The sequence below is a fragment of the Rhodoplanes sp. Z2-YC6860 genome, assembly GCF_001579845.1.
Taxonomy (GTDB): Bacteria; Pseudomonadota; Alphaproteobacteria; order Rhizobiales; family Xanthobacteraceae; genus Z2-YC6860.
In genome coordinates this window covers 6,502,504-6,526,124 of the sequence record NZ_CP007440.1, presented here as the reverse complement: position 1 = coordinate 6,526,124, position 23,621 = coordinate 6,502,504, and the positions used below count along the sequence as shown (strand labels likewise).

At 59.5% G+C, this 23,621-nt stretch carries 18 protein-coding genes and 1 pseudogene; 12 read left to right on the top strand and 7 right to left on the bottom strand.

Translation table 11 applies throughout. The annotated features are described in order from the left end of the window. Positions 1-11 precede the first annotated feature (11 nt). Together groL and greA are read left to right on the top strand one after the other, a co-directional pair. Positions 12-1,637 (top strand): chaperonin GroEL, encoded by a 1,626-nt coding sequence (groL, locus tag RHPLAN_RS30485; protein WP_068026418.1) that lies wholly within the window; start codon positions 12-14, stop codon positions 1,635-1,637. A gap of 309 nt (positions 1,638-1,946) precedes the next feature. Next, positions 1,947-2,441: a transcription elongation factor GreA gene (gene greA, locus RHPLAN_RS38700; protein WP_084246671.1), complete on the top strand. Its 495-nt coding sequence runs from the start codon at positions 1,947-1,949 to the stop codon at positions 2,439-2,441. 469 nt (positions 2,442-2,910) lie between these two features. Here the strand turns inward: greA and RHPLAN_RS30475 are convergent. After that, a pseudogene (locus RHPLAN_RS30475) lies at positions 2,911-3,474 on the bottom strand (IS5 family transposase); the annotation flags it as partial. A 662-nt stretch (positions 3,475-4,136) separates the two neighbouring features. Here RHPLAN_RS30475 and RHPLAN_RS39830 point away from each other — a divergent pair. The 4 genes from RHPLAN_RS39830 (at position 4,137) to RHPLAN_RS30460 (ending at position 8,609) form a co-directional block, all read left to right on the top strand. Further along, the gene (locus RHPLAN_RS39830; protein WP_157100592.1) at positions 4,137-4,427 is read left to right on the top strand and encodes a hypothetical protein; all 291 of its coding nucleotides are present in this window, start codon (positions 4,137-4,139) and stop codon (positions 4,425-4,427) included. A 552-nt stretch (positions 4,428-4,979) separates the two neighbouring features. Next, positions 4,980-6,419, top strand: coding sequence for an IS1182 family transposase (locus tag RHPLAN_RS30470; RefSeq protein ID WP_068026412.1), 1,440 nt, complete (start codon positions 4,980-4,982; stop codon positions 6,417-6,419). A 180-nt stretch (positions 6,420-6,599) separates the two neighbouring features. Further along, positions 6,600-7,568 (top strand): ABC transporter substrate-binding protein, encoded by a 969-nt coding sequence (locus RHPLAN_RS30465; protein ID WP_198164571.1) that lies wholly within the window; start codon positions 6,600-6,602, stop codon positions 7,566-7,568. 204 nt (positions 7,569-7,772) lie between these two features. After that, positions 7,773-8,609 (top strand): class I SAM-dependent methyltransferase, encoded by an 837-nt coding sequence (locus tag RHPLAN_RS30460; protein ID WP_068026407.1) that lies wholly within the window; start codon positions 7,773-7,775, stop codon positions 8,607-8,609. A gap of 121 nt (positions 8,610-8,730) precedes the next feature. On the opposite strand, the gene RHPLAN_RS30455 is transcribed toward RHPLAN_RS30460, so the two are convergent. Next, a complete protein-coding gene (locus tag RHPLAN_RS30455; RefSeq protein WP_237179943.1) occupies positions 8,731-9,357 on the bottom strand; it encodes an MSMEG_1061 family FMN-dependent PPOX-type flavoprotein in 627 nt (208 codons plus the stop codon). A gap of 18 nt (positions 9,358-9,375) precedes the next feature. After that, positions 9,376-10,368, bottom strand: coding sequence for a Bug family tripartite tricarboxylate transporter substrate binding protein (locus RHPLAN_RS30450; RefSeq protein WP_084245915.1), 993 nt, complete (start codon positions 10,366-10,368; stop codon positions 9,376-9,378). A 124-nt stretch (positions 10,369-10,492) separates the two neighbouring features. On the opposite strand from RHPLAN_RS30450, the gene RHPLAN_RS30445 reads away from it, so the two are divergent. Both RHPLAN_RS30445 and RHPLAN_RS30440 read left to right on the top strand, forming a co-directional pair. Beyond that, positions 10,493-11,404 carry a LysR family transcriptional regulator gene (locus RHPLAN_RS30445; RefSeq protein WP_068026398.1) on the top strand — a complete coding sequence of 304 codons (912 nt, stop codon included), beginning with the start codon at positions 10,493-10,495 and terminating at the stop codon, positions 11,402-11,404. Between the two features lie 199 nt (positions 11,405-11,603). Next, entirely contained in the window at positions 11,604-12,590 is a 987-nt protein-coding gene (locus RHPLAN_RS30440; RefSeq protein WP_084245913.1) for an ABC transporter substrate-binding protein, read from the top strand. Between the two features lie 462 nt (positions 12,591-13,052). Here RHPLAN_RS30440 and RHPLAN_RS30435 read toward each other — a convergent pair whose 3' ends face one another. Next, positions 13,053-13,964, bottom strand: coding sequence for a LysR family transcriptional regulator (locus RHPLAN_RS30435; protein ID WP_068026393.1), 912 nt, complete (start codon positions 13,962-13,964; stop codon positions 13,053-13,055). Between the two features lie 96 nt (positions 13,965-14,060). On the opposite strand from RHPLAN_RS30435, the gene RHPLAN_RS30430 reads away from it, so the two are divergent. Next, positions 14,061-15,032 carry a Bug family tripartite tricarboxylate transporter substrate binding protein gene (locus tag RHPLAN_RS30430; RefSeq protein WP_068026390.1) on the top strand — a complete coding sequence of 324 codons (972 nt, stop codon included), beginning with the start codon at positions 14,061-14,063 and terminating at the stop codon, positions 15,030-15,032. A gap of 573 nt (positions 15,033-15,605) precedes the next feature. Here RHPLAN_RS30430 and RHPLAN_RS30425 read toward each other — a convergent pair. Together RHPLAN_RS30425 and RHPLAN_RS30420 are read right to left on the bottom strand one after the other, a co-directional pair. After that, the gene (locus RHPLAN_RS30425) at positions 15,606-17,303 is read right to left on the bottom strand and encodes a response regulator (RefSeq protein WP_068026387.1); all 1,698 of its coding nucleotides are present in this window, start codon (positions 17,301-17,303) and stop codon (positions 15,606-15,608) included. Continuing rightward, a complete protein-coding gene (locus RHPLAN_RS30420) occupies positions 17,300-18,802 on the bottom strand; it encodes an ATPase domain-containing protein (RefSeq protein ID WP_068026384.1) in 1,503 nt (500 codons plus the stop codon). Before RHPLAN_RS30420 ends, RHPLAN_RS30425 begins: the two co-directional genes overlap by 4 nt. A gap of 573 nt (positions 18,803-19,375) precedes the next feature. Here RHPLAN_RS30420 and RHPLAN_RS39825 point away from each other — a divergent pair. Together RHPLAN_RS39825 and RHPLAN_RS30405 are read left to right on the top strand one after the other, a co-directional pair. Further along, a complete protein-coding gene (locus tag RHPLAN_RS39825; protein WP_157100590.1) occupies positions 19,376-20,350 on the top strand; it encodes a hypothetical protein in 975 nt (324 codons plus the stop codon). Between the two features lie 15 nt (positions 20,351-20,365). After that, a complete protein-coding gene (locus RHPLAN_RS30405; protein ID WP_068026375.1) occupies positions 20,366-21,112 on the top strand; it encodes a hypothetical protein in 747 nt (248 codons plus the stop codon). Positions 21,113-21,242: 130 nt separating this feature from the next. Here RHPLAN_RS30405 and RHPLAN_RS30400 read toward each other — a convergent pair whose 3' ends face one another. Continuing rightward, positions 21,243-22,229, bottom strand: coding sequence for an ABC transporter substrate-binding protein (locus RHPLAN_RS30400; RefSeq protein ID WP_068026372.1), 987 nt, complete (start codon positions 22,227-22,229; stop codon positions 21,243-21,245). A 232-nt stretch (positions 22,230-22,461) separates the two neighbouring features. Between RHPLAN_RS30400 and RHPLAN_RS30395 the strand changes: the two genes are divergently transcribed. Further along, positions 22,462-23,316, top strand: coding sequence for an arylamine N-acetyltransferase family protein (locus tag RHPLAN_RS30395; RefSeq protein ID WP_068026369.1), 855 nt, complete (start codon positions 22,462-22,464; stop codon positions 23,314-23,316). Positions 23,317-23,621 lie beyond the last annotated feature (305 nt).

The following is a 23,621-nucleotide window of genomic DNA, read 5'->3' as shown; positions in this document are numbered from 1 at the left end:
GGAGGTACCACATGGCTGCCAAGGAAGTGAGATTTTCGACGGAGGCGCGCGAGAAGATGCTGCGCGGCGTGGACACCCTCGCAAACGCGGTGAAGGTGACGCTCGGTCCAAAGGGCCGCAACGTCGTAATCGAGAAATCGTTCGGCGCGCCGCGCATCACGAAGGATGGCGTCACGGTCGCCAAGGAGATCGAGCTCGAAGACAAGTTCGAGAACATGGGCGCCCAGATGGTGCGTGAGGTCGCGAGCAAGACCAATGACCTCGCCGGCGACGGCACCACCACCGCGACGGTTCTCGCGCAGGCGATCGTCAAGGAGGGTTCAAAGGCCGTTGCGGCCGGAATGAACCCTATGGACCTGAAACGGGGCATCGACCTCGCGGTCCAAGCGGTGGTTTCGGATCTGAAGAGCCACGCCAAAAAGGTGACGTCCAACTCCGAAATCGCCCAGGTCGGCACAATCTCTGCGAACGGCGATACCGAGATCGGGCGCTTCCTCGCTGAGGCGATGCAGAAGGTCGGCAACGACGGGGTCATCACTGTCGAGGAAGCCAAAAGTCTCAACACCGAGCTCGAAGTCGTCGAAGGCATGCAGTTCGACCGCGGCTATGTCTCGCCGTACTTCGTCACCAACGCAGAAAAGATGAAGGTCGAGCTCGAAGATCCCTACGTTCTGATCCACGAGAAGAAGCTCAGCGGTCTGCAGACCATGCTGCCTCTGCTTGAGGCGGTGGTGCAGACCGGCAAGCCTCTGTTGATCGTGGCGGAGGATGTGGAGGGTGAAGCGCTCGCCACACTAGTCGTGAACAGGCTGCGAGGCGGACTGAAGGTTGCGGCCGTAAAGGCGCCGGGCTTCGGCGACCGCCGCAAGGCGATGCTGGAGGACATCGCGGTCCTGACGGGGGGCACCGCGATCTCTGAAGACCTCGGCATCAAACTGGAGAAGGTGACCCTGCAAATGCTCGGTCGCGCTAAGAAGGTCGTGATCGAGAAGGAGAGCACCACGATCGTCGAGGGCGCAGGCAAGAAGAAGGACATCGAAGCCCGCGTCACCCAGATCAAGTCCCAGATCGAGGAGACCACCTCGGACTATGACCGTGAAAAGCTGCAAGAGCGTTTGGCAAAGCTCGCGGGCGGCGTCGCGGTGATCCGCGTCGGCGGTGCAACCGAGGTCGAGGTCAAGGAGCGCAAGGATCGTGTCGACGATGCGCTCCACGCCACCCGCGCGGCCGTCGAAGAGGGCATCCTTCCCGGCGGCGGCGTGGCACTGCTGCGTGCCCTCAAGAGCCTGCAGGCGATCAACCCGTCCAATCCGGATCAGAAGGCGGGGGTGGACATCGTGCGCCGGGCAATACAGGTGCCGGCCCGGCAGATCGTGCAAAACGCGGGCGAGGACGGCTCCGTGGTCGTCGGCAAGCTCCTGGAGAACGATAAGTACGCCTGGGGCTTCAACGCGGCGACTGGCGAGTACCAGGACCTCGTAGGCGCCGGCGTGATCGACCCAGCCAAAGTTGTGCGGACTGCGCTGCAGGACGCAGCCTCAGTGGCCGGCCTGTTGATCACGACAGAAGCCCTGGTGGCGGACAAGCCGAAGAAGGAAACACCCGTTCACGCTGCCCCGGGGGGAATGGACTATTGAGGCAGCGAGGGGAGTCCAGCTCTGCTGGACTCCCCTTTTCTATCCACACAGAGGGGCTGAGATGAGTAGCGTGGTTCAAATGCCGTTGGATTTGACCGACCTTGAAACTGTGCGCGCGTTTGTCATGAGCGCTGTCGTTGTGGACGGACCGCCAGCGCTACACGCCCTGGTCGCGCTGCACTGGCCGGAGTTGCTCCACAAAGTCAAACCTCCCCTGGAAAGGATGCATTGACGTCCGATTGTCGCAGCGTCGGGAACGTTTTGCCTCTTTCGGCTGTTTTGATGGCGCGTTTTGCCTTGGAGCGATCAATGAATACGTTGCCGATGACTTCAGCGGGATACATAGCTCTTCAGCAAGAGCTGAAAGATCGGCTCCATGTAAAGCGACCAGATATTGTCGCGCGTCTCCAACAAGCCATGAGAGACGACGTAAACCTCACCGAAAACTCCGATTACCAAGCCGCAGTTGCGGATCAGGCCGCAAACGAGAACCGCATTGCTGAGCTTGAGGACAAGCTTACGCGGGCCGAGGTGATCGACCTCTCGAAGCTGTCGGGCGATGTTGTCAGGTTCGGTGCGACCGTCACCGTTTTGGACGAAGATAGCCATGTCAAAAGGACTTGGCAGATTGTCGGGGAGCCAGAGGCGGATGCGAGGTGCGGAAGAATTTCCGTGTCCTCACCCACGGCACGCGCTTTCATGGGAAAAAGCCGCGGCGACTCTGTCGAAGTGCACGCTCCTGCCGGCGTTCGATCATACACGATCAAGAACGTCGAGTGGCCCGACGCGCTGCGAAGCGCGTAGTCGCGATTTGCTCACGAGTTATGATGCGTCTCATCGATCGGCAATTCGATATGCTTAGTAAGCTACGGGACCTCACGCTATCGTGCACCGTCTGCAAGAACAGGATGGAGCACTTCTGCACAATTCCCGCCGCATCAGGCTTGCCTGAGCTCAAGCGGTTTAGATGCGGCAGCTGCGGATCGTACAAAACCGTGGAAGGTCCTTTGCGCGGCGAAGATGACCGTGCCGCTTAGCACTCGCACTCGCGGAATTTAAGCACGTTTCGCCGCACGTGCAGTAAGCCCTCCTGTAACTCAGAGCTTCATCCATTGGACGCTCCACGATGTTGGGATGACCGCCACTCGAACAACTCACCGGCCAGAAGACCCAGGGCCGCAAGCTTGGTCGTGGAAGCAAGTTGGGCGGCAAGGCGAAGTTGCAGAGCACCAACGTACTAAGGAATCCTTCCGCATAAAGCGAGATCAGCTTACTAGGACGTGGACTCATTAACGCGCAGCCATAGTCTAATCGATGCGAGCTGAACGAAAGCGAGGTAGTTCGCCGTCAGCTTGTCGTAGCGTATTGCAATCCGACGACAGTGCTTGATCTTGTTGAAGAACCGTTCGACCAAGTTGCGAGCCCGATAGAGATACGGGCTGAAGCAGATCGGCTCAGTGCGATTGCAGCGAGGCGGAATGTTGGCCAGCGCACCCTTCCTCGCAGCAAGGGCTCTGATCCAGTCAGCGTCATAGCCGCAATCTGCCAGCAGCATCGATCCGGATTTCAAGCGCGACAACAGTTTGTCCGCGAGCCGGTTGTCATGCGCCTCGCCTGCGGTCAACGCGAGCCGCACGGGCAGGCCGTTGGTATCGACCACCGCATGTATCTTGCTCGTCAGCCCGCCGCGGGACCGCCCCATTGACTGCTTTCGGTTTTTGATGATGCAGGCTCCGTGCTGATGCACACGGACAATCGAGGTGTCGATCATCTGAACCGACGCATCGTGCGCAGTGGCCAGCGCATCCATTATCCGGCCCCAGACGCCAGCCCGCCGTTACCTGGCTCGCGCAAAGGAATGCCGCGAAATGATGCAGCGGGCGCTTCCCGGACAAAGGCAAGCGCTCGAGGAAATTGCCAAGACTTGGGAAAAGCTAGCTGCCGAGCGAAGGAAGAACCTCGAAATGTAGCCCGCCATGATTTGCCGGGGTCGGTTCCATTGACTTCAGGACTCTCGAAAATCCCGGCAGCACCATCGACATGGCGGCGACGCCACATCGTTGCCGCTCCAACGCGCACCGCACCTGATGTGTACGGTCGCTGCGCTAAGATGCCGCCGTGCGGAGCTGCGTTGGCGTTCGCAGTCCTGTCCTGAACAGCGATCGTCGGAATATTTAGAAATATTCGAGGTAAGCCAGAGCAACTGCTGGCAACGTGAAGCCTGCAACCTGGAAGGTTGCGCGAGGTAGAGCTGAGCTCTGCACTTGAGCTTGCATTTCAACGCATTCACGCCATTCGATATAGCTGGCCGCAAACGCCTTCGCCGGAATACGCGGTCATTGTTGGCCAGCTCGCACGATAGCCTCGCGAGCCAACTGTTCGTCCTTCACACACGCCGCAAGAGTTTAGGGCGACGGAGCGGCAACTAACATCTTTGCGCTCGTGTTTTGCGCTTCACGACCTGAGCAAAGCGGAAAGCGCACGCCGAGAACAGGTTAGATGACCACGCGTACCGATGCGTTGTTGTCGCAGCAAGAAACCGGCAAAATAACTGCGTCCATCGCGAATCCCTGTTACGACCGGTTGTCACCCGGCGTGCGCGAAGAAAACCGGCTCCGCCTGGACATGTTCCTCGGACAGCGCTTCTGTTTCGTACCTCGGGTACCTGCTCTCGAAGCTATCGAGATACGGGAGCACCACGGTCTCAAGCCAGCGCTGATGGATGATGAAGGGCAGCATTGGGTTGAAGAGCATGTCGATCTCCGTTTCCTCAGTTGCAATGTCCGATGACTGGCAGCGTTCCCAAAAGAAAAACCCGGGGGGCGAAGCACCGGGTCTTCTAACGCTGGGTTCGTGAGGTCACTGAGACCATCGCCAGAGCAGTTGTTGAGAGCGTCGGACTCGGTAGAGTCGCAGCCGAGTTCGTCGAGCGCGCAACAGGCCATACTTGCCGGCTGATTTTTTTGCGGGCACCTAACCAAACGAACGAACCAACCCCGCCTTGATCTGGATCAACGATTTCCGGATAGGCAGACCGCAATTTTCTTGCGGAGATTCGAGGATGCACGAAGAGGTTACGTGGCTTTGGCTTTTCGGTGCAAGCGCTGCATGCGTGTTCACGGCACTGCTGGCGATGTTTTTCAGTTGGCTCGGATGGTTCTGAGTCAGACCACCCAAGCCGCGACAGCTGGGTCCAGCTAAAGCGGACCGTCCCAGGTCGCTTTTGGGGCGAAGCGGACATGCGAATAGTTCGCAAATGGTGCGTTTGACCCTGGCTGTGTGAAAACGCCCCGCTCCATGAGATTCTTGCGGCGCTGATTCTTGGCGGCTGCGGGGGATCGGATGAAGCGCTTCGTTGAGGGGACGGCTCGCGGGCAAAGCACGCTTTTTCCCGAATGCTTGGAAGACTGGATCGGCGAGGACAATCCGGTTCGTGTGATCGATGTCTTTGTTGATGAGCTCGATCTGGCGGAGCTGGGATTTGACGGGGTTGCGCCGGAGGTCACCGGCCGGCCGGCGTATCATCCGTCTGTCCTGCTGAAGCTCTACATCTACGGCTATCTCAATCGGGTTCAGTCGAGCCGACGGCTGGAGCGCGAGGCTGGGCGTAACGTTGAAGCGATGTGGCTAACGGGTCGGCTGGTGCCTGATCACAAGACGATTGCCGACTTCCGCAAGGACAATGGCGGCGCGATCCGCCAGGTCTGTGCCCGGTTCATAGCGCTTTGCCGCGTCATGGGGCTGTTGACGGACCCCAGCGTGGCAATCGACGGCAGCAAGTTCAAGGCCGTGAATAACCGGGACAAGAACTTCACGCGCGCCAAAATGGAGCGGCGCATGGCGCAAATCGAGGAGAGCGTTGCCCGCTATCTACAACAGCTTGATACCGCCGACCGGCATGAGCCATCAGAGGCACTCCAAAGCAAGACGAACCGTCTGAAAGACAAGATCGCGAAGCTGAGGGAGCAGATGCAGAATCTCGGGGAACTCCGGGCGCAGATGCTGGCGGCTCCGGATCAACAGATATCACTGACCGATCCTGACTCTCGCTCAATGGCGACCAGCGGCCGAGGGTCTGGGGTCGTCGGCTACAACGTTCAGGTTGCCGTGGAGACCAAGCATCATCTGATCATTACGCATGAGGTGACCAACGTCGGAACCGACCGATCGCAGCTCTCGACCATGGCGAAGGCCGCGAAGGCGACATTGGGAGTAGAGAGCCTCGATGCGGTCGCTGACCGCGGCTACTTCAGCAGCGAAGAGATCCTGGCCTGCGAGGATGCCGGCATCACGGTCACGCTGCCCAAGCCGATGACCTCAGGCATCATTGCCAAGGGGCGTTTCGGCAAACAGGACTTCCGCTACGTGGCCGAGCAGGACGTTTACATCTGTCCGGCCGGGGAAAGCTTGCCTTACCGCTACACCAACGAAGAACATGGAATGCTCCTGCGCCGCTATTGGACCAATGCCTGCCAGGGCTGCGCCATCAAGCAGACTTGCACCAGCGGCAAGGAGCGACGCATCACCCGATGGGAACACGAGCATGTTCTCGAAGCCGTGCAGCGTCGGCTCGACGAGCACCCAGAGAAAATGCGCCAGCGTCGCGAGACGGTCGAACACCCATTTGGCACGATCAAAGCCCGGATGGGCGCCACCCACTTCCTGATGAAGACGCTGCCACGGGTCGCTTCAGAGATGGCGCTGCATGTCCTGGCCTACAACATGACGAGGGCGATGAGCATCATGGGCGTCCGGCCGCTGATGGCCGCGATCAGGGTATAGCCAGCCCCAACGCTCGCCTCCCTCACAGACTCTGCTTAAAATCCGCGTATCCAGACGTTTTTGCACGGCCAAGACCCAACTCCGACATCGGCTCGCGTCCCATGTTGCAGCTGCGAAGCCATCTTCCAGCCTATTCAAGTAATCGTTTGGCCCGCTACGATGTTCTGACCGGGGATGGACATGAGGCGGAGGGAATTTCTTGGCGGCCTCGGGGCAACTGCGGCATGGGCACACGCGGGCTATGCCCAGCAACCCGGAAAAGTTTGGCGCATGGGCTTTCTCGCTCACGGCTACGAGAAGTTCTACGATGGTCTGTTCGATGGTCTGAAGGACCTTGGCTATCAAGAAGGTCGAAACTTGAATGTGGAGCGCCGCTATGCCGAGGGACGCTCGGAGCGCTTCAAAGAATTTGCCACAGAGATGGTGCGACTGAAGGTCGATGTGATTGTTGTCTCGACGACGCCCGCAGGCTTTGCAGTCAAAAGCCCGGCGACCGACATTCCAGTGGTATTCCCCAACGCCATTAGCCCGATTGAAAGCGGTCTTATCGGCAGCCTTGCGCATCCCGGTGGCAACATCACCGGTGGCGCTGCGCAGACTGCTGCGCTCAGCACCAAGCGTCTAGAAATATTGAAGGAAGTAGTACCTCGACTGTCGCGTGTTGCAGTGCTCTGGAATGGTGCCAATCCGGCGCTCTCTTATCCCTGGAAGCTGACTCAGGATGCAGCTGATCAGCTGCATGTGAAGGTAGAACCTTTCGAAGTGCGATCTCCCAAAGACATTGAGACCGCATTTGCAAAGATGACCGAAGCGAAACCCGATGCGCTGATTGTTCTGCAAGACGCACTCACTCTCCAGCACCGCAAGGAAATTATCGACTTCACGGTGGTAAAGCGGCTACCGGGCATGTTCGTTGCGCGGGAGTGGGTCACGGCCGGCGGTTTGATGTCATACGGCGAGAACTTGGCGGAGATGTACCGTCGCGGTGCCTACTTCGTAGACAAAATCTTGAAGGGCGCAAAACCAGCCGATCTTCCCGTCGAGCAGGTCACGAAGTTCGAGATGATCATCAACCTCAAGACTGCTCAGGCTATGGGCTGGACAGTCCCGCCCGAGATACTGGCGACGGCTGACGACGTGATCGAATAGCCTTGTTGCTTTATTGAAAAGCGAATTGACGCGATTGGCACGAAGCTGCCGATCCAGGATGTCCGCTCGACGGTCGCTGTGGAGGACAAATCGGACGTGGCCTGGATCGGCCAAATTCGACGCGGATGACCATCAGCGGATATTGGCCCTTCAAGCAGGTAGGTCTAGGCGATAGCATGATTGTCCTCTGTCCAGGGGGCGGCGATGAGTGACGGCCATTGGCAGCTGGAGGGTAGCGCTGCCGAGCTATACCAGCGCTACCTCGTACCCGGGATCACCATCAAATGGGCGGACGACCTCGTTCAGCGCGCCGAGGTTCGCGCGGGCGAAGAGGTGCTGGACGTCGCTTGCGGCACCGGGGTCGTGGTGCGGCTGGCGGCCAGCAAGGCTGGATCAGGCCATGTCATTGGTCTGGACTTAAACCCTGGAATGCTGGCGGTCGCCCGTACTGTCGCGAGCGAAGGAGCGCCTATCACCTGGACGGAGGGCAGTGCGCTTGATCTACCGTTTCCTTCCGCGCGATTTGACGTGGTTCTTTGCCAGCTCGGTTTGCAATTCTTTCCAGATCAGCCGAAGGCTTTGAGGGAGATGCACCGCGTGGTGCGCCCATCAGGTCGCATTGCGCTTAGTGTGTACAGCCCGATCGAACGTACACTTGGGGCTTACGCCTTTGTACGCGCACTGGATGAGGTGCTCGGACCCGAAGCCTCACGGATCAAGCGAGGCGAGCATTCCTTCGCCGACCCCTCGCAGCTCGACAGTCTTCTGCGCGACGCAGGCTTTGGTGTGGTTGACGTGCAAACCCTCGTGCAGACGATCCAATTTCCCTCAGTGCTCGATTATGTCCGGTTTCAACTTCTTGCCACACCAATGACGGTCCTTCTGAAGGGCAGGGCTGAATCCGAACGGCAGTCGATCATCGCATCGGTTGCCGCCAAAGCCGCAGCCTTTTCAACTGTGTCCATGCTCGACGGGGGACGATTCACGTTCCCGCAGGAAGCGTACGTCGCCGTTGCGCGGCCTTTTCCCAATGCCGCCTAATGGCACGGGCGGACATCGAGTGATGTCGCCTTTTCTGACGCTATCGGGGGAATAGCCGACATGTGCAAAATGGGCCGGAATCGACGTTCCTGACCCGTAGCAGACGTGGGTCCGCGAGCTCTTAATATAAGTGCGTGTTGTGATCGTCGATGATGGCCCGCACTTCGGCGGCCGTCTCAGCCGGCTTCGCGTGCGCCATGATTGCTTCGGCCAGTGCGGGCACGTCTGAACGGTCCGGCCACTCTCCGGGTATCCAAAGTCGAGACCTTACGATGCATTTGGGGCAATGCATGAAGGCTTGCTCAACGGTAACGACGAGAACGAGGTTGGGTGGGTTTCCATTAATCGCAAGGCGGGTCTGCAAAGAGCTGTCTCGCACAATTCTGCCCTTGCCGCTAACGCGCAGCGTGTCCCCGTTGCCCGGGATCATGAACAGCAGCCCGATTTCCGGATGCGTCAGCAGGTTGTCGAAGGTATCGAGCCGATGATTCCCCGGACGATCCGGTATTGCCAACGTCCTCTCGTCGAGCACAGCAATGAAACCAGGGGGGTCACCCTTGGGGGACAGGTCCATGCACCCGTCCGCTCCTCGTGAGGCGACAATAACGAAGGGGCAGGCCGCGATGAACCTTCTGCAAATGTCATCTATATGATCGATGATCTTGTTACTTGCTCTGGCGCTCGGCTGCTTGCTCAGCTCCCGCAGCCGTTGGCGCGTTGGTATCACTTCCTCGAAACAAATCTCCACGACAATCTCCTGAGGGTATCAATGGTCGAGCTTCTTCATGCTCGCGCCATCAATCACTTTCCGCCATTTCTGGAGTTCATCTTTGATAAAGGCGCTGAACTCCTCCGAGCTGTTCGCCACTGGCTCGAAACTCATTGCCGCGAGACGTTTTCTTGTGTCGTCCGATCCGATGACATTGACGATGTCGCGATGCCAGCGACTGACAATGTCTTTCGGCGTTCCTGCCGGGAAAACCATGCCTTGCCAGAATGCGGATTGCTGATCCGGAACGCCCGCTTCCACCATGGTAGGAATGTCTGGGAACACTTCAGAGCGGTTGACGCTAGTCACGGCGAGGGCGCGCAGGCTGCCACCTTTAATGCTGCCGGCAGCGGCCGCGAGTGACATGAACGCAATCTGCGTATGTCCGGCAATTGTCGATGTGATGGCCGGGGCCGCCCCGTTGAATGGGACATGCGCCAGATCGAGCTCGCACGCGAGCCGGAACATTTCGCCCGCAAGTTGCCCTGATTGTCCTGTGCCCGGAGACGCGTAGCTGTATTTGCCGGGGTTGCTTTTCACCAGCGCGACCAACTCTTTCACGTTGGCCGCAGGCAACGCGGGGTGCACGACGAGCACGTGCGGTGAAGCGCCGACCAGGGTGATCGGCGCGAAGTCCTTGATCGGATCGTACGGCAAACTGGCGTAGAGGCTCGGATTGATCACCAGGGCGGTGGTGACGGTCATCACCGTGTACCCGTCGGCTGGCGCCTTGGCAGCGATGCCTGTCGCTACGTTGCCGGCACCGGTAGGGATATTCTCCACGTAGTATGGCTGGCCCGGCTGCTCAAAGAACTGTTGCATGATCGTGCGCGTGATGACATCAACCGGGCCGCCAGCGGCGACCGGTACGATCACTCGGACGGGGCGGACGGGATAGGTTTGCGACCACGCAGCACGGGAGGACGGAGGCCCGACAGCAGCCATCGAAGCTGCAACAAGCCGCAAAAAATCTCGACGGGCCAAAGTCATGACGTCCTCTTAGAGCGTTGATGCCCGCAACCAGAGAGCTTGATCGACATCCGGACCTTAATTCATGTAAAGTGAAAGATAATCAGGCCCGAGTTCGCTTCACTCGTGAATAGAATTCTTGAATATGGTCAGCCCGCCTAATGAGATGGGCGTTTTCCAGCGCGTGATCGAGCGCGGAAGCTTCGCCGCCGCGGCCGAGGACATCGGCGTATCACCTTCCGCGGTCTCGAAGCTCATCACGCGATTGGAGCTTCGCCTTGGTGTGCGGCTGATTAATAGAACCACCAGGCGCTTGGCGCTGACCCATGAGGGGGAAATCTATCTCGATCGGGCCCGAGACATTCTTCGGGCCATAGAAAGCGCGGAAGCCGAAATCGCAGTGACGCGCACCTCGCCGCGCGGCCAACTGCGAGTTCATGCATTTCCTACCTTCGCCGTCGACCATTTGGCGCCCGCGCTGCCGGATTTCCTGGCGCGCTATCCCCGCATCACGTTCGATTTTCTGGTGACGAACCGTTCGGTCGATCTGATTGCCGACAACATCGACGTCGCGCTGCGGGTAGGACGGCTGGACGACTCGACGCTGGTCGCGTCCAAAATTGTCGACTTGACGCAGGTGGTTTGCGCCAGCCCGAAATACCTCGCCCGCTACGGTCGACCTAACCATCCTTCGGATCTTGCTCGCCACGCCTGTTTGATCCTCAGTCACTTTCCGGGCGCCAACCGGTGGCCGTTTCGAATTGATGGCGAACTAGCCCAGGTGGAGGTCAAGGGTCCCGTCGCAGCTGATACCGCGCATATGCTGCTCAAGCTCGCGATCGAGGGATTGGGCATCATCCGCTTTGGAGACAACGTCGTTGCAAGCGCGATCCAGCAGGGACTGTTGGAACCACTCCTGAAGGATTTTCAGGAGCCGGAGAGCTTTCCGCTGTGGGCAATGCTGCCGCCGGGTCGACAACGGACGCCAAAAGTCAGGGTCTTTCTTGATTTCTTGAGCGAACGGTTCGGCCCAGCGCCTTGGCGAGCGAAGCGATAACTTTGAACTGCCGCAATGTCTTCTTTTGGCACTTCTCGACCGAAATCGATGTCGGCTCCCACGGCTGCTATTACATCCTCGACCAGGGTCGAAAAATGACGTGTTTGACCCATCTCGGAGATGCGAATTGGGTCAATCGTACCCCTTCCTGCCTGGTGGCTTAAGTCGGTACTATGTCCGTCCGTAGCCGGGGGGCGTGATGAGGCGGCGGAAATTTTTGGGACTTGTCGGTAGCGCAAGCATTGCATCACCGATCTCTGCGTGGGGGCAGGCGGCGGAGCGGGTGCGCAACATTGGCGTACTACTTGCCGTTCCTAGAGACGACCTTGAAGGTGCCACGCGGATCGCAGCGTTCCGGCGAGGTCTCGAAGAGCTAGGCTGGATTGTGGACCGCAACATTCGCCTCCACGTCCGTTTTGCTGCGTCCAGTGACCAAGCTCCCGCGCTCGCGAAAGAGATTGTCGGTCTGCGACCTGAGGTCGTAATGGCGCATACGACCGGAATGGTTGAGGCCCTGCGAAACGAGACGAGCGACATTCCAATCGTATTTATCAACGTCTCTGATCCCATTGGTTCAGGCTTCGTTACGCACTTGGCGCGGCCTAACTCTAACGTCACAGGTTTCATGCTTTACGACGCCAGCATTGCCGGTAAGTGGCTTTCGATGCTGAAGGAGATAGCCCCCCACGTGACCCGGGTTGCTTTTGTGGGCAATCCAAAGACGACACCGTTTGATTACTATTGGCGGATGGCTGAGTCGCTAGCCTCCGCGCTCGCGATCAAGCTCGTGCCCCTCCGCATTGAAAGTGCGACCGAGATTGTGAGTGCTTTGGAAGCGTTCGCGCAGTCTCCGAATGGCGGGTTTTTGCCATTGCCCGATCCCACAATGAGTAAGCATCGGGAGGTCATTATTGACACAGCGGCGCGACTTCGCTTGCCTGCCGTCTATACGGGTCGATACTACGTTGTCGCTGGTGGTCTCTTATCTTATGAGACCGATCGGAACGAATTGTCTCGACAGGCGGCCACCTACGTTGATCGCATTCTGCGTGGCGAAAAACCCGTCAATCTGCCGGTACAAGTGCCAGTAAATTACAAGACAACGCTCAATCTCCGTACGGCGAAAGCACTCGGTCTCACCGTGCCCCCAGGGCTGCTGGTAAGCGCCGACGACGTGATCGAGTGAAGTTGCCTATTGGCACATCGCGTTGTTCGGCTTCCACGCGACCGCATGTCCGTTGTTGAAGCGACAGCCGACAACGGGTGGCGCCGGGGGCTGCATGGCCAGTCGAAAATGACCCAAAGCCGTATCCGCCTGCGTCGGAAAGCCTCCTTCTGGAACATCGCGTTAGCCGATACGATTCCTGCGTCAATCTCCCGGCGATAGACGATGTTTCGGTGCGGGCGACACATGAGGCGATGCGAGTTTGTCACGCTGATTGGCGGTGCGGTGATGTGGCCGCGATTGGCGCGCGCGCAGTGTGAAAGCTCATACCGCGGAAAAATGTAGAAAATACAATTTTCCAACACCACTTCGAGCCGCCTGCGCAGTATGATTGAACCCCTTGATGGCCAATTTCACCCATGCGTTTCTACGCGCACGGCGCGCTATGCAGTTTTAACACGACCAAAACCGAAGCGGACGCCGCTACGTAAATGTGTTCGCAGTCTTCCGAACGAGGTTCACAAAGTTCCGAACAACAGGGGACCCGTCGCCCCGGCGCAAGCCGAGCAGAAGCCCGGCCTTCGGCTGAATGGCACCTTGTAGCCTGCGATACACGACACCATTCATTGTCATGTTTTGCATGCAAGCCGGCACCAGCGATACGCCGAGCCCGACGGCGACCAGGCTAAGGGCCGAGGTAATGCGTGGAGCTTCCTGACCAAGGCGCGGCGTAAACCCCGCCTTCAGGCATGCTGCCATCGTCGTCTCATAGAATGCCGGCCCGTGTTGGCGCGCATAAATGATGAACTGCTCGTCGGCAAGGTCCTTCAGAGATAGCAACGCGGTGCGTCGGCCGGCCCGCGCGAGCGAATGGTTGCTCGGCAACGCCGCCACCAACGGCTCGTTCAGCAGCGGAAAAACAAGGAAGTCCTTCTGATCATCAAGCTTGCTTCGGAGAAAGCCGACATCGAGCTGGAGGTTTCGCAGTCGCTCGATTTGTTCGGTCCGGAGACACTCGTCCAACGTGAGCGATACCTGCGGGTAAGCTGTCCGGAACGCGCGGATGACAGACGGGACGAAGGGATGAAAGAGCGTCGTGGGCTGGATGCCGATACAGAGGCGCCCCTGCTCGCCGCGCGCCGCGCTGCGTGTTGCCTCGAAGGCGCCGTCATAATGCGCAAGCGTTGCACGTGCGCGCTCGAGAAAAACACGGCCTGCTTCTGTCATCTCCACCCCTCGCGGCCTGCGGCGGAAGAGCTGTACGCCAAGCTCGTCCTCAATGGCCTTGATGCGCTGGCTGAGCGGGGGCTGTTGCAGCCCAAGGCGCTCCGCGGCTCGCGTGATGTGGCCTTCTTCCGCAACCGCGACAAAATGCCGAAGATGGCGCAGCTCCATGACATAGCCTTTTCAATATGGATTTTGCTGAATCGATATAATACCCGCCGAAAGCGCCGGATGGTATCGGGGATCTTGCTCACAAGGAGGTCCCATATGACGCTGCTGCGACGGGAATTTCTGAGGCTGGCCGCGGCGTCGGCTCTGTGTGCGCCCTCCATGGTCCTGGCAGCCGCATATCCGGCAGGCCCGGTTCGTTTCCTGGTCCCCTACGCACCGAGTGGTCCAACCGACATCCTGGCGCGGCTAACGGCGCAGAAGCTCTCCGAGCAGCTCGGCAAGCCATTCTATGTCGATAATGTCGGTGGAGCAGGGGGCAATATCGGATTGGGCCAAGCCGCGAAAGCGGCTGCCGACGGCCACACGGTGGTCGTCGTGCCGCCGAACATCGTCGTCAATCCGGTGATGTACGAGAGAGTGCCGTACGAGCAGAAGGATTTCGAGCCGGTCACGGTGGCTGTCAGGGCGCCGATCGTTCTGTCGGTTCACCCATCGGTGCCGGCGACGAGCGTCCGGGAGCTGGTGACCCTGATCAAGAGGGGCGGACCAAAGTACAGCTTTGCGTCGCCGGGGACAGCCACCCCACCGCACCTCATCGGTGAGCTCTTCCGCCTCGCGCTTGGCCTGGACTTGGTCCATGTGCCGTTCAACAGCGCGGGCCCGGCCGTCACGGCGACGCTCGCAGGCCACACGCCGATCGTCTTCACGTCGCTGCCGCCCGCCGTGCCGCAGATCAAGGAAGGCAAGCTGCGGGCATTAGCCGTAACCAGTCCGACGCGGTCACCGGCTCTTCCCGACGTGCCGACAATGGCGGAAGCCGGTTACCCGGATATCGAGGGGGAGGGATGGTTCGCGTTCATCGTGCCGGCCGGAACGCCGAAGGACGTGATCCACCTGCTCCACCGCGAGATCGTGAAGGCCATCGCGTTGCCTGACATTCAGGAGAAGATGGAGGCACTCGGGTTCATCGCGGTCGACACTACACCGGAACAGGCCGCCGCTCTGTTTCGCGCCGAGACCGTCAAATGGTCGAAGGTCATTCGCGAAGCCAACATCAAGGCAGATTGACGGACCGCCGAGCGACCATAATGCGCGATTCGCTTGGCGAGCGTAGGTGGCACCGCCTCCGGCGGAGGTGCGGTCGAGCGGTCCAAGGCAGGAATGTCGGAGCACAATTTCGCCGAAGGGCGGAATATCCGCTTTGAAACGCGGCATCCTGCGCGGAGCCAAACCAGCCGACCTACCGGTGCAAGTACCGAAAAAGTTCATCTGGATCAATCTGACCACGGCCAAGGCACTTGGCCTCCGCGTGCCGCCGACGCTGCGGGCTACCGCTGACGAGGTGATCGAGTAAGTTTGCTGAGTTTGCTGCACCTGCTCAGGTCTGCAATTGGCACCTCGCCGACCTCAGAGCATGTCCGCTGTCATGTCGGCTTCCGGGTGCACAGCCGACATCCCGGCCATAGGCCAAAATCGACGTGATTGACCGACCCTAAGCGGACATCGGGCCTTTGGGCCGGACCTGACCAAGATCATGGCCGACGCCTACGACTTGGCGCGCAAAGAACTTCACGACACTGGCCAGCACTCACCTCTGCCCCCAGCGCAGCGCGTCGGCATTCCGGTTTCAGCCCAACGCCGCTATGCCTTTTCTCTCAGCCGAACGATCTTGTCGGCGTCCGGCTTGCCGAGAAGAGTTCTGATCTTGGTGCCCAATTCGTCGTCGACAAATGGCTTTCTGACGATAAAGGCTTCGCTCACGCCCGATAGCTCCGACTGGTCGACAAACCCAGTGATGAACAAAAACGGTAATGTCGGCCGCTTGATCTGAATTTGCCGGGCAAGTTCGGCGCCGTTCATTCCCGGCATCGCGAAATCGAGCAGCACCAGCTCGAGCTGAATGCCGCTCTGGACCACCTCCAAGGCCGCGCCACCGCTTCCGGCCTCGACCACGACATAACCCATATCTCGGAGCATCGATGCGGTGACTTCTCGCACCGCATCGTCGTCGTCGACGAGCAGGATGGTCGAACCGCCGAAATAGCCTGACAGGATCGTCGCGCTTGACTCTTTCGGCAGATCGACCTTGTCCTGGGCGCGCGGCAGGTAGATGCGGATGTTGGTGCCTTCGTTGAGGCGGCTCTCGAGCCGGATACCACCGCCGGATTGCTTCGCAAAACCCAGGATCTGGCTCAATCCCAGTCCTGATCCCTTGCCCGGATCCTTGGTTGTGAAAAACGGTTCAAACGCCTTGGCCCGGACCTCTTCGGTCATGCCGGTGCCAGTATCGGACACGGACACCATGACGTATTCGCCGGCCGCGGGCTCTTCGGGCCGCAGCGGCGGACCAAGCTTGGCGTTCCCGGTCCGGATCGTGAGCGTGCCGATACCCTCCATGGCGTCTCGTGCATTGATGGCGAGATTGAGCACCGCAAGCTCGAGCTGGGTTGGGTCGGTCAACGCCGACAGCGTATCCTTCTCGAGCTGCGTTTCGATCTGGATGCTGCCGCCCAATGTGCTCTGCAACAGGCCCCGCATCTCGGTGACGGCAGCGTTGACATCGAGTGAGCGCGGCTCCAGTCGCTGCCGGCGCGAAAATGACAGCAGCTGATCGGTCAGCTTGGCGCCGCGTTCGGCGGCCATTCGCATATTTGCGAGCCGCTGCTTTATTTTGCCGTCGATCCCCATCGCGGCAAGGCCTTTTTCAAGAAAAGAGATGTTGCCCAGCACCACGGTCAGCAGATTGTTGAAGTCATGCGCAACACCGGAGGTTAACTGTCCAACCGCCTCCAACCGCTGCATCTGCCGCAATGTCGATTCGACTTTTTCGCGCTCCTCGATCTGCGATCGAAGCTGATGGTTGGCGGCGGCGAGTTCCGCGGTCCGGTCCCTGACGCGGGCTTCCAGTTCTTCGTTGAGCCTGCGGCATTCATGCTGTTTGACGCGGCTGCGCAATCCTGACTGAACCACGCTCAGCAACGTAGTCGGATGAAAGGGCCGCTCCAGGAACGTGACGTTGCCGAACGTCTGCATAAGCTTGGCAGCATCGGGATTGCGTTCGATGCCGCCGCCGTGGCCGGTCAGTACGACGAATGGAAAATCCGACCATGCCGGCTGGTCCGAGACCCAGGCGGCGAGCGGCCTGATATCGGCAAAGCGCACGGCTTCTTCGGTTACGATCGCCGTATCGGCCCCGCGCCGGAGTTCCTGGAGAAACTCCGCAAGGTCGATGCAAACATCCGAACGAAGACCCGCGTCTCGCAACAACCCCTTTGCAACCATGGCGTCGCGGCCTTGCGGCGCCAGGATGAGCGTGCGGGAGGCTATGTCGTCGGTCATTCCCGAGTGGCTCCTTGCGGCGGCATTCCTTTGCCGACATAGGTCGGAACGCCCCGCAACACGCCCTGAAACTCCTCGAGCACAGGTCCCAGGGTGACGCCTTTTTCGCTGTTGATACGGAATTCGCGGATGGTGTCTTCATGCGGTCCGCTGCGCTTCTTGATCACCGATATGGCTCGGCGGACCCGGCCTACGGCTTCGAAGAAGCGTAACAGAACGACGGTGTCGGCGATGTAGGTGACGTCGACGCTCTGCCTCATGTCGCCGAGCATGCCGTGCTGGGCGAGCGTGATGAACGTCGCAACACCCCGCCGATTGAGATACTGGATCAGCTCGTGCAGATGCAGAACGACAAACTGCTCTTCCGGCATGGCCGCCTCGTATCCGCTGAGGCTGTCGATGACCACCACCTGGCTGCCCTCTTCCTCGACCCTGCTGCGGACGCGGTGAGAGAATTGACCGGGCGAAAGCTCGGCGGCGTCCATCTGCTCGATGAACAGCTTCCGGGCGTCACACATGGCCTGAAGATCAATGCCTAGGGCGGCCGACCGCGCGATCAGATGGCCGACTTCCTCATCGAAGACGAACAGCGCGGCACGCTCGCCGCGCTTAACTGCGGCGTCGATGAATTGAAGCACCAGCAAAGATTTGCCAACGCCTGCCGGACCGATCACCAGTGTGCTCGAGCCGGTCGATAAGCCCCCGCCGAGAAGTGCATCCAGCTCGGCAATGCCGCTTTTGAATAGGGTGCCCTTGATACCCTTGCGTTGCTCGGCCGCGACTAGTCGCGGAAAGACATCGATGCCGCCAGGATTGATGCTGAAGTCGTGATAGCCACCTCGAAACGATTGCCCGCGGCACTTAACGATGCGCAATCGGCGCCGTTCGCCGCCATAGATCGGCGCGAGCTGATCGAGATGGATCACACTGTGCGCGATACTGTGGACGGCGCGATCGGTGGTTTCGGTGGTGAGGTCGTCCAGCATGACGACGGTTGATTGATGCCGTGCAAAGTAGTGCTTTAGAGCTAGGATCTGTCGACGGTAGCGCAATGAGTTTTGCGCCAGCAGGCGGATTTCCGATAGGCTGTCGATGACCACGCGTTTAGGCTGGACGCGCTCGATCTCCTCGAAAATTCGTTGTGTGGTTTCGCCCAATTCCAGATCGGAGGAATAAAGAAGACTCTGGTGCTGGTCCGAGTCGATGACGCTTTCCGGAGGGATTAGCTCGAAAATCTTCACTTGATCTGGAATGCTCCAGCCATGCGAAGCTGCGCCGTCGCGAAGCTCTTCCTCTGTCTCTGCCAAGCTCACATATATTCCGGCCTCGTCGAGTTTCGCGCCCTCCAACAGAAATTGCAGAGCAATGGTCGTCTTGCCGGTGCCGGGACTGCCTTCAAGCAAATGCAGCCGGTTACGCGCCAGCCCGCCGCCAAGCACGGCGTCGAGGCCGACAACGCCGGTGGCTGCTCGAGTCAGCTTGCGTGGCTCGCCGCTCATGGGAGATTCGATCCAGTGGATTCCAGTTTCGGCCCAACAACGCTCAGCCATTACGGCGGTTCCACCGCAACCGTTTGAGGTAAATAGGCGTTATGCCGATTCGGCCTTTCTCTTGGAGCTTGCTTCGCGCGTATTTCCCGAGCATCACGGAGGCACCGTGGATTTTAAGCGTGCTCGACACGGCCTCTGCAACAGCGATAGCCTCAAGCAAAGCCTGCCAAATAAAGAGGACTAGGCAGCCCGCCGGCCGCGGCTCCGGCGGTCGCTCCGACGAGGTGACGGAATAGGCGCACGTCCATGTCGCCTATTGGCACTTAGCCGACATCGGCCCTAGCCTGCGGTTTGGTCGCGATATGGGCTCAAACGGACATCAGGCCCATGCGTCAAAATCAACGCAAATGACCCACAGCGGACATATGCAGCTTCGATGTTTCCACTCGTTCTACGCTCAATGCCGTGCGTTTTAGAACCAGAAATGGGCGCCGCATCGGGCCAGTTCCAAATAGCAAATGTTAATGCGGTCGCGCATACTCGCCGCTAAGGTTGTTGATTGGCATTTCAACGGGGGCTTTTGTGCGCATCATTTCGATTGGTGTTTTGATGGCGACTTTGCTTGGTGGGAGCGTCAATCCCGGGTGGTGCCCGGAGCCGGCGAATCTGGGCGCGCCGCTTCCCGCTTCCACCGGAGCCACCACGGCGGATGTTCATACCGAGCCGGGTCCCAAGACCTATGAGCCGGGGCAGGATCCGAACGATCCCAAGAACATGACGTGGTCACAGCGATCGCAGCTCATTGGTCGCGAAAGGGCGGCGGGTCGGATAACAAACGAGCAAGAACTCAAGAACTTCCTACAGACTGGTGATCCACATCTGTCCTACACGCCGCCGCCACCGAAAACCATTGCCAGACCCAAATCCTGGTCGGATGCGCAGTGGAATCAATACTTGGCGTCGCGTCCCAAGCCGCCGGCTTTCGTGCGGGGCACCCCCGACGCCCCGTACGGCGCGCGACACACCATGGAGGAAAATGCAACGGCAAATGGCGGCAAGCTGACGCCATATAACCCACCGACCGCAACAACCACGTCTAAACAACCACCGACGACAACCACATCCAGTTCAACGCCGACAACTACAACCACGTCGACGCCGTCCAAGACGGCGAGCACCACCCCGGCCAGCACCACGCCGAGCGGCGCCGCGTCCGACAAGCCGGAGCGCTACAAGCCGGTGACCAAATTGGGCGTCCATCCGACGCAGCAGCAACAACCGGCGGCGCGGCTTACCACGCGCGCGGCGTTTGAACGGCAAGGCAGCAGCCAAGGCCCGACCGGCGGCAACAAGGCTGTGATCCATGTGAACAGTGCCGCACCGGCAAAGATACAATCGGCCCCCACCACGTCGGCCTTGGATCGGATGACCGGTGTCACGAGCTCGGGCGCTGGCAATACCAAGAGCAACGGTCGTTTGAATGCGCCGCCACTGGCGCGCAACTCCATCACGCTTCCAGCGCAACGGAGCCAGGATACGTTTCGCCAACCGAAATGACACAAGATCGACGTGATGCTCGACAGGGTCGGCTTTCGCGTGATCCGCGCCATCGCCACGACCGTCGCGGCCGCCATCGTGATCGTCGCCGCGTCCGTTGTCTGGCGGTCGGTCGAGAGCCCGACCTACGTGCACCGGTTCCGGTTGACGATCGAGGCCGTGGTTGACGGCGAGGTGCACCGCGGCTCTGGCGTCATCGAGGTGCGGACCACCGACTACGACGTCAAAATGCCGGGGGCCAAAGGCATAAGCACGCGCGTGCTCGGGGACGCCGTGTTTGTTAATCTCGGTAAGGGCAGGAATGTGCTGGCCGCGCTAGGCACCGGACCGCATGCCAGCGTCGAGGGGATCGCGGAATTGACGCGATCGGCGTTCATGCCGATCCACCCGGGCCTGACCTATCGCGACGTGCCGAACCTCGCTGGTGCGGCGCCGCTCACGGAACAACAGGTCCCGACGCTGGTGGGATTCACGGACCTGAACGATCCGAAGACCGCCCGCGTGATTGCGCCGGGCGAGTTCGAGAAGGTGTTCGGCAAGGATGTCCACTTCAAGCGCGCCTTCGTTGAAATGGTGCCGGCCGGCACATGGCCGTTCAACATGATCAGAGGGCCGGCTGTGCTTGCGGGAGAGCCCGTCACCCGTGGGCTCGAACAGAAACTGCATTGGCTACCGCACCCACAGTATCTCGACGGCCAGTCTGTTTGCGACCATGGCCGTCACCTTGATTGCCTGCACGGCGGGCACTTCACGCGCGGTTGAGCAGTCTGGGATCGGGCGCGGGTGATCGGAAAGTATGTCTGCTTCTGGCACTTAACCGACATTCTCGACGTTGAGCACAGTGTCAGCTTTGTGCCAGAAACAGACCAAGGGCAGCGCAACAAATGGCGTGTTACTCTATCACCTCGTCAGCAGTGGCGAGAAGCGTCTGTGGAACGTTGAGCCCAAGCGTCTTAGCGGTTTTGAAATTGATGACCAGTTCGTACTTGGTGGGCGTCTGCACGGGCAGGTCTGCGGGCTTTTCGCCTTTAAGAATTCGATCGATATAGCCAGCGGCGCGCTGGTAATCCTTGACCGGATTGGGCCCGTACGACGCTAGCGATCCGGCCTTGGGGTAGTAGCGGAACGGATAGATATTCGGTAGGCGGTATTGCGTCAGCAACGCAATAGTCAACTCCCGATGCGTTAGCGCCGTAGAACTCGCTGCTATAATCACGGCGCCGTGGGGCTCCTGGGCAAATGTTGACAGACCCCTTTTGATAGCGCCGACGTCGCTCTGATCGATCGCGCTAAGCTCCACTGCTCTTGAGGATGCCGCTGACTGTATCGCGGCGAACTGACCGACACCCGCAGGAATGTTTGGATCGCGAACGACGGCGACGCGTGTCGCGGCCGGTGCAAACTCCTTGAGCAATTCGAGCCATTTACCGCCGATGCTGTATTCGAATGCAGTAAACCCGGTGGCATTGCCGCCCGGTCGTGCCAAGCTATTAATGAAACCGGCGCCGACCGGATCGATAACGTTGGCAAACACAATCGGCACGCTGCGCGTCGCACGCTGTAGGGCCACCAAGCTCGGACTTGCGGAGGCAAGAACAGCATCCGGCGACAGCGCGATCAGTTCTCCCGCGAACTGGCGATTGCGAACCGGATCGTCGGCGGCCCAACGAATGTCTACGGCCAGGTTTTGACCTTCAGTCCAACCGAGTTTAGAGAAAGCCTCTAGAAAGGCTGCTAAGCGTTCCTGACCCTCCGGGTCGTTCGAGGCAAAATTCATCAAAATTCCGATCCGCCGCGCCTGATCGAGTCGTTGGGCGCGTGCTCCCAGCGGCCACACCGCAGCCGCACCAAGAAGCGAGATGAATTGCCGCCGTCTCATAAGTTGCCCTCAGTTAAAGAAGCCTACCACTGGCGGCTTGATCGTGCATCACAGCAAAATCAAGCAACCGATGTCGCCTGTCGGTCAATGGCGTCTGTTTTGGGGCATCCGGGTCATGTCTGAAGTACCCCCAACAGGGACCAAGAAGCGGACCTGCCGAATTGGTCGAGCGGTGCCAGATGCGGACCTGGGGTCGGGCCTGCTAAATTCAGCTTAGCAGCGGGGGACATTCATGGGCGAAGCATCGTTCGACCAGCAAGCCTGGCTTGATCGCATAGGCTATTCCGGCCCGCGAACACCGACGCTCGAAACACTCAACAAGCTGATCTTTTCCCACGCGCACGCAATCTCATACGAGACGCTCGACATTATGCTTGGGCGAACACCCAAGCTCGACGTGCAAACGCTTGAGCGCAAGATGATCTTTGGGAAGCGCGGGGGATACTGTTTCGAGCAGAATATGCTCTTTCGTGCTGGCCTGCGCTCTCTGGGCTTTCAGATCACAAGTCTTCAGGGACGGGTGATCCGGGGAATGGCAATCGACGCGCCTCGGCCTGCGATCCATATGCTGATGCAGGTGGAGTTGTCGGAAGGCCGCTACCTCGCCGACGTGGGCTTCGGAAATCTCGCTCCGACTTGCGCCCTGAGGCTCGAACCCCACACTGAGCAGGATACGCCCCACGAGGTCATGCGCTTCATCGACGTAGGAGGCGAACTTACGCTTCAGGCGCACCTCAAGCACGGATGGGAGCACATTTATCGTGTCATTCCCTACCCGCGTTACGACGGCGAGTACGAGATTACTAACTGGTACACCGGGACCCATCCGGAGACACCTTACCAAGGCAACATCATTGCCGCCCGGCCAGGACCCGATAGAACGCGGATCACTATGTACAACTCGCGTGTCACCGTTCGCGACGCCGATGGACGCGCTGATAAGCGATGGCTTCAGAGCGAAACAGAATACCGCGACGTGCTGCGCGGTGAGTTCGGCTTGAACATGACAGATGCGGAAATCGAGCAGTGCATCACTACGATGAAGACAAAAGGTACAGGGGACGCTCCGCACCCCTTCTTCGCATAGCCTGCTCGGTCTGAGGTCTGCTGCGGGTCAAACGCGAAGGTCACCGGAACGTCGGCTATGGGGCAAGAGCCGACCTGCCAAGTTTCTTGCGCTCCCCTATAACAGCACTGAGGGTTTCTGCGTCAGTCCAGCCTCAGCGATCAAATCTAGCGTGCTCAGTCCCATAGGATGCATGAGCTTCAATCTGGTACGCGCGGTAGACCACCAAGATTCCGGCGGCCAGTACCACGAGGGAAAGCGCGATTCGCAAACGGGAGCTGTTCACGTCCATGGTCGCATCAACAAAAAGGCCCCCCGCCATGGGT

Coding starts and splice junctions, on each gene's coding strand:
- groL (WP_068026418.1), top strand. CDS start 12: ATGGCTGCCAAGGAAGTGAGATTTTCGACGGAGGCGCGCGAGAAGATG.
- RHPLAN_RS30430 (WP_068026390.1), top strand. CDS start 14,061: ATGACGCTGCTGCGACGGGAATTTCTGAGGCTGGCCGCGGCGTCGGCT.
- greA (WP_084246671.1), top strand. CDS start 1,947: ATGAATACGTTGCCGATGACTTCAGCGGGATACATAGCTCTTCAGCAA.
- RHPLAN_RS30450 (WP_084245915.1), bottom strand. CDS start 10,368: ATGACTTTGGCCCGTCGAGATTTTTTGCGGCTTGTTGCAGCTTCGATG.
- RHPLAN_RS30395 (WP_068026369.1), top strand. CDS start 22,462: ATGGGCGAAGCATCGTTCGACCAGCAAGCCTGGCTTGATCGCATAGGC.
- RHPLAN_RS30465 (WP_198164571.1), top strand. CDS start 6,600: ATGAGGCGGAGGGAATTTCTTGGCGGCCTCGGGGCAACTGCGGCATGG.
- RHPLAN_RS30425 (WP_068026387.1), bottom strand. CDS start 17,303: ATGACCGACGACATAGCCTCCCGCACGCTCATCCTGGCGCCGCAAGGC.
- RHPLAN_RS39830 (WP_157100592.1), top strand. CDS start 4,137: ATGACCACGCGTACCGATGCGTTGTTGTCGCAGCAAGAAACCGGCAAA.
- RHPLAN_RS30470 (WP_068026412.1), top strand. CDS start 4,980: ATGAAGCGCTTCGTTGAGGGGACGGCTCGCGGGCAAAGCACGCTTTTT.
- RHPLAN_RS30435 (WP_068026393.1), bottom strand. CDS start 13,964: ATGGAGCTGCGCCATCTTCGGCATTTTGTCGCGGTTGCGGAAGAAGGC.
- RHPLAN_RS30400 (WP_068026372.1), bottom strand. CDS start 22,229: ATGAGACGGCGGCAATTCATCTCGCTTCTTGGTGCGGCTGCGGTGTGG.
- RHPLAN_RS30445 (WP_068026398.1), top strand. CDS start 10,493: ATGGTCAGCCCGCCTAATGAGATGGGCGTTTTCCAGCGCGTGATCGAG.
- RHPLAN_RS30440 (WP_084245913.1), top strand. CDS start 11,604: ATGAGGCGGCGGAAATTTTTGGGACTTGTCGGTAGCGCAAGCATTGCA.
- RHPLAN_RS30405 (WP_068026375.1), top strand. CDS start 20,366: ATGCTCGACAGGGTCGGCTTTCGCGTGATCCGCGCCATCGCCACGACC.
- RHPLAN_RS30420 (WP_068026384.1), bottom strand. CDS start 18,802: ATGAGCGGCGAGCCACGCAAGCTGACTCGAGCAGCCACCGGCGTTGTC.
- RHPLAN_RS30460 (WP_068026407.1), top strand. CDS start 7,773: ATGAGTGACGGCCATTGGCAGCTGGAGGGTAGCGCTGCCGAGCTATAC.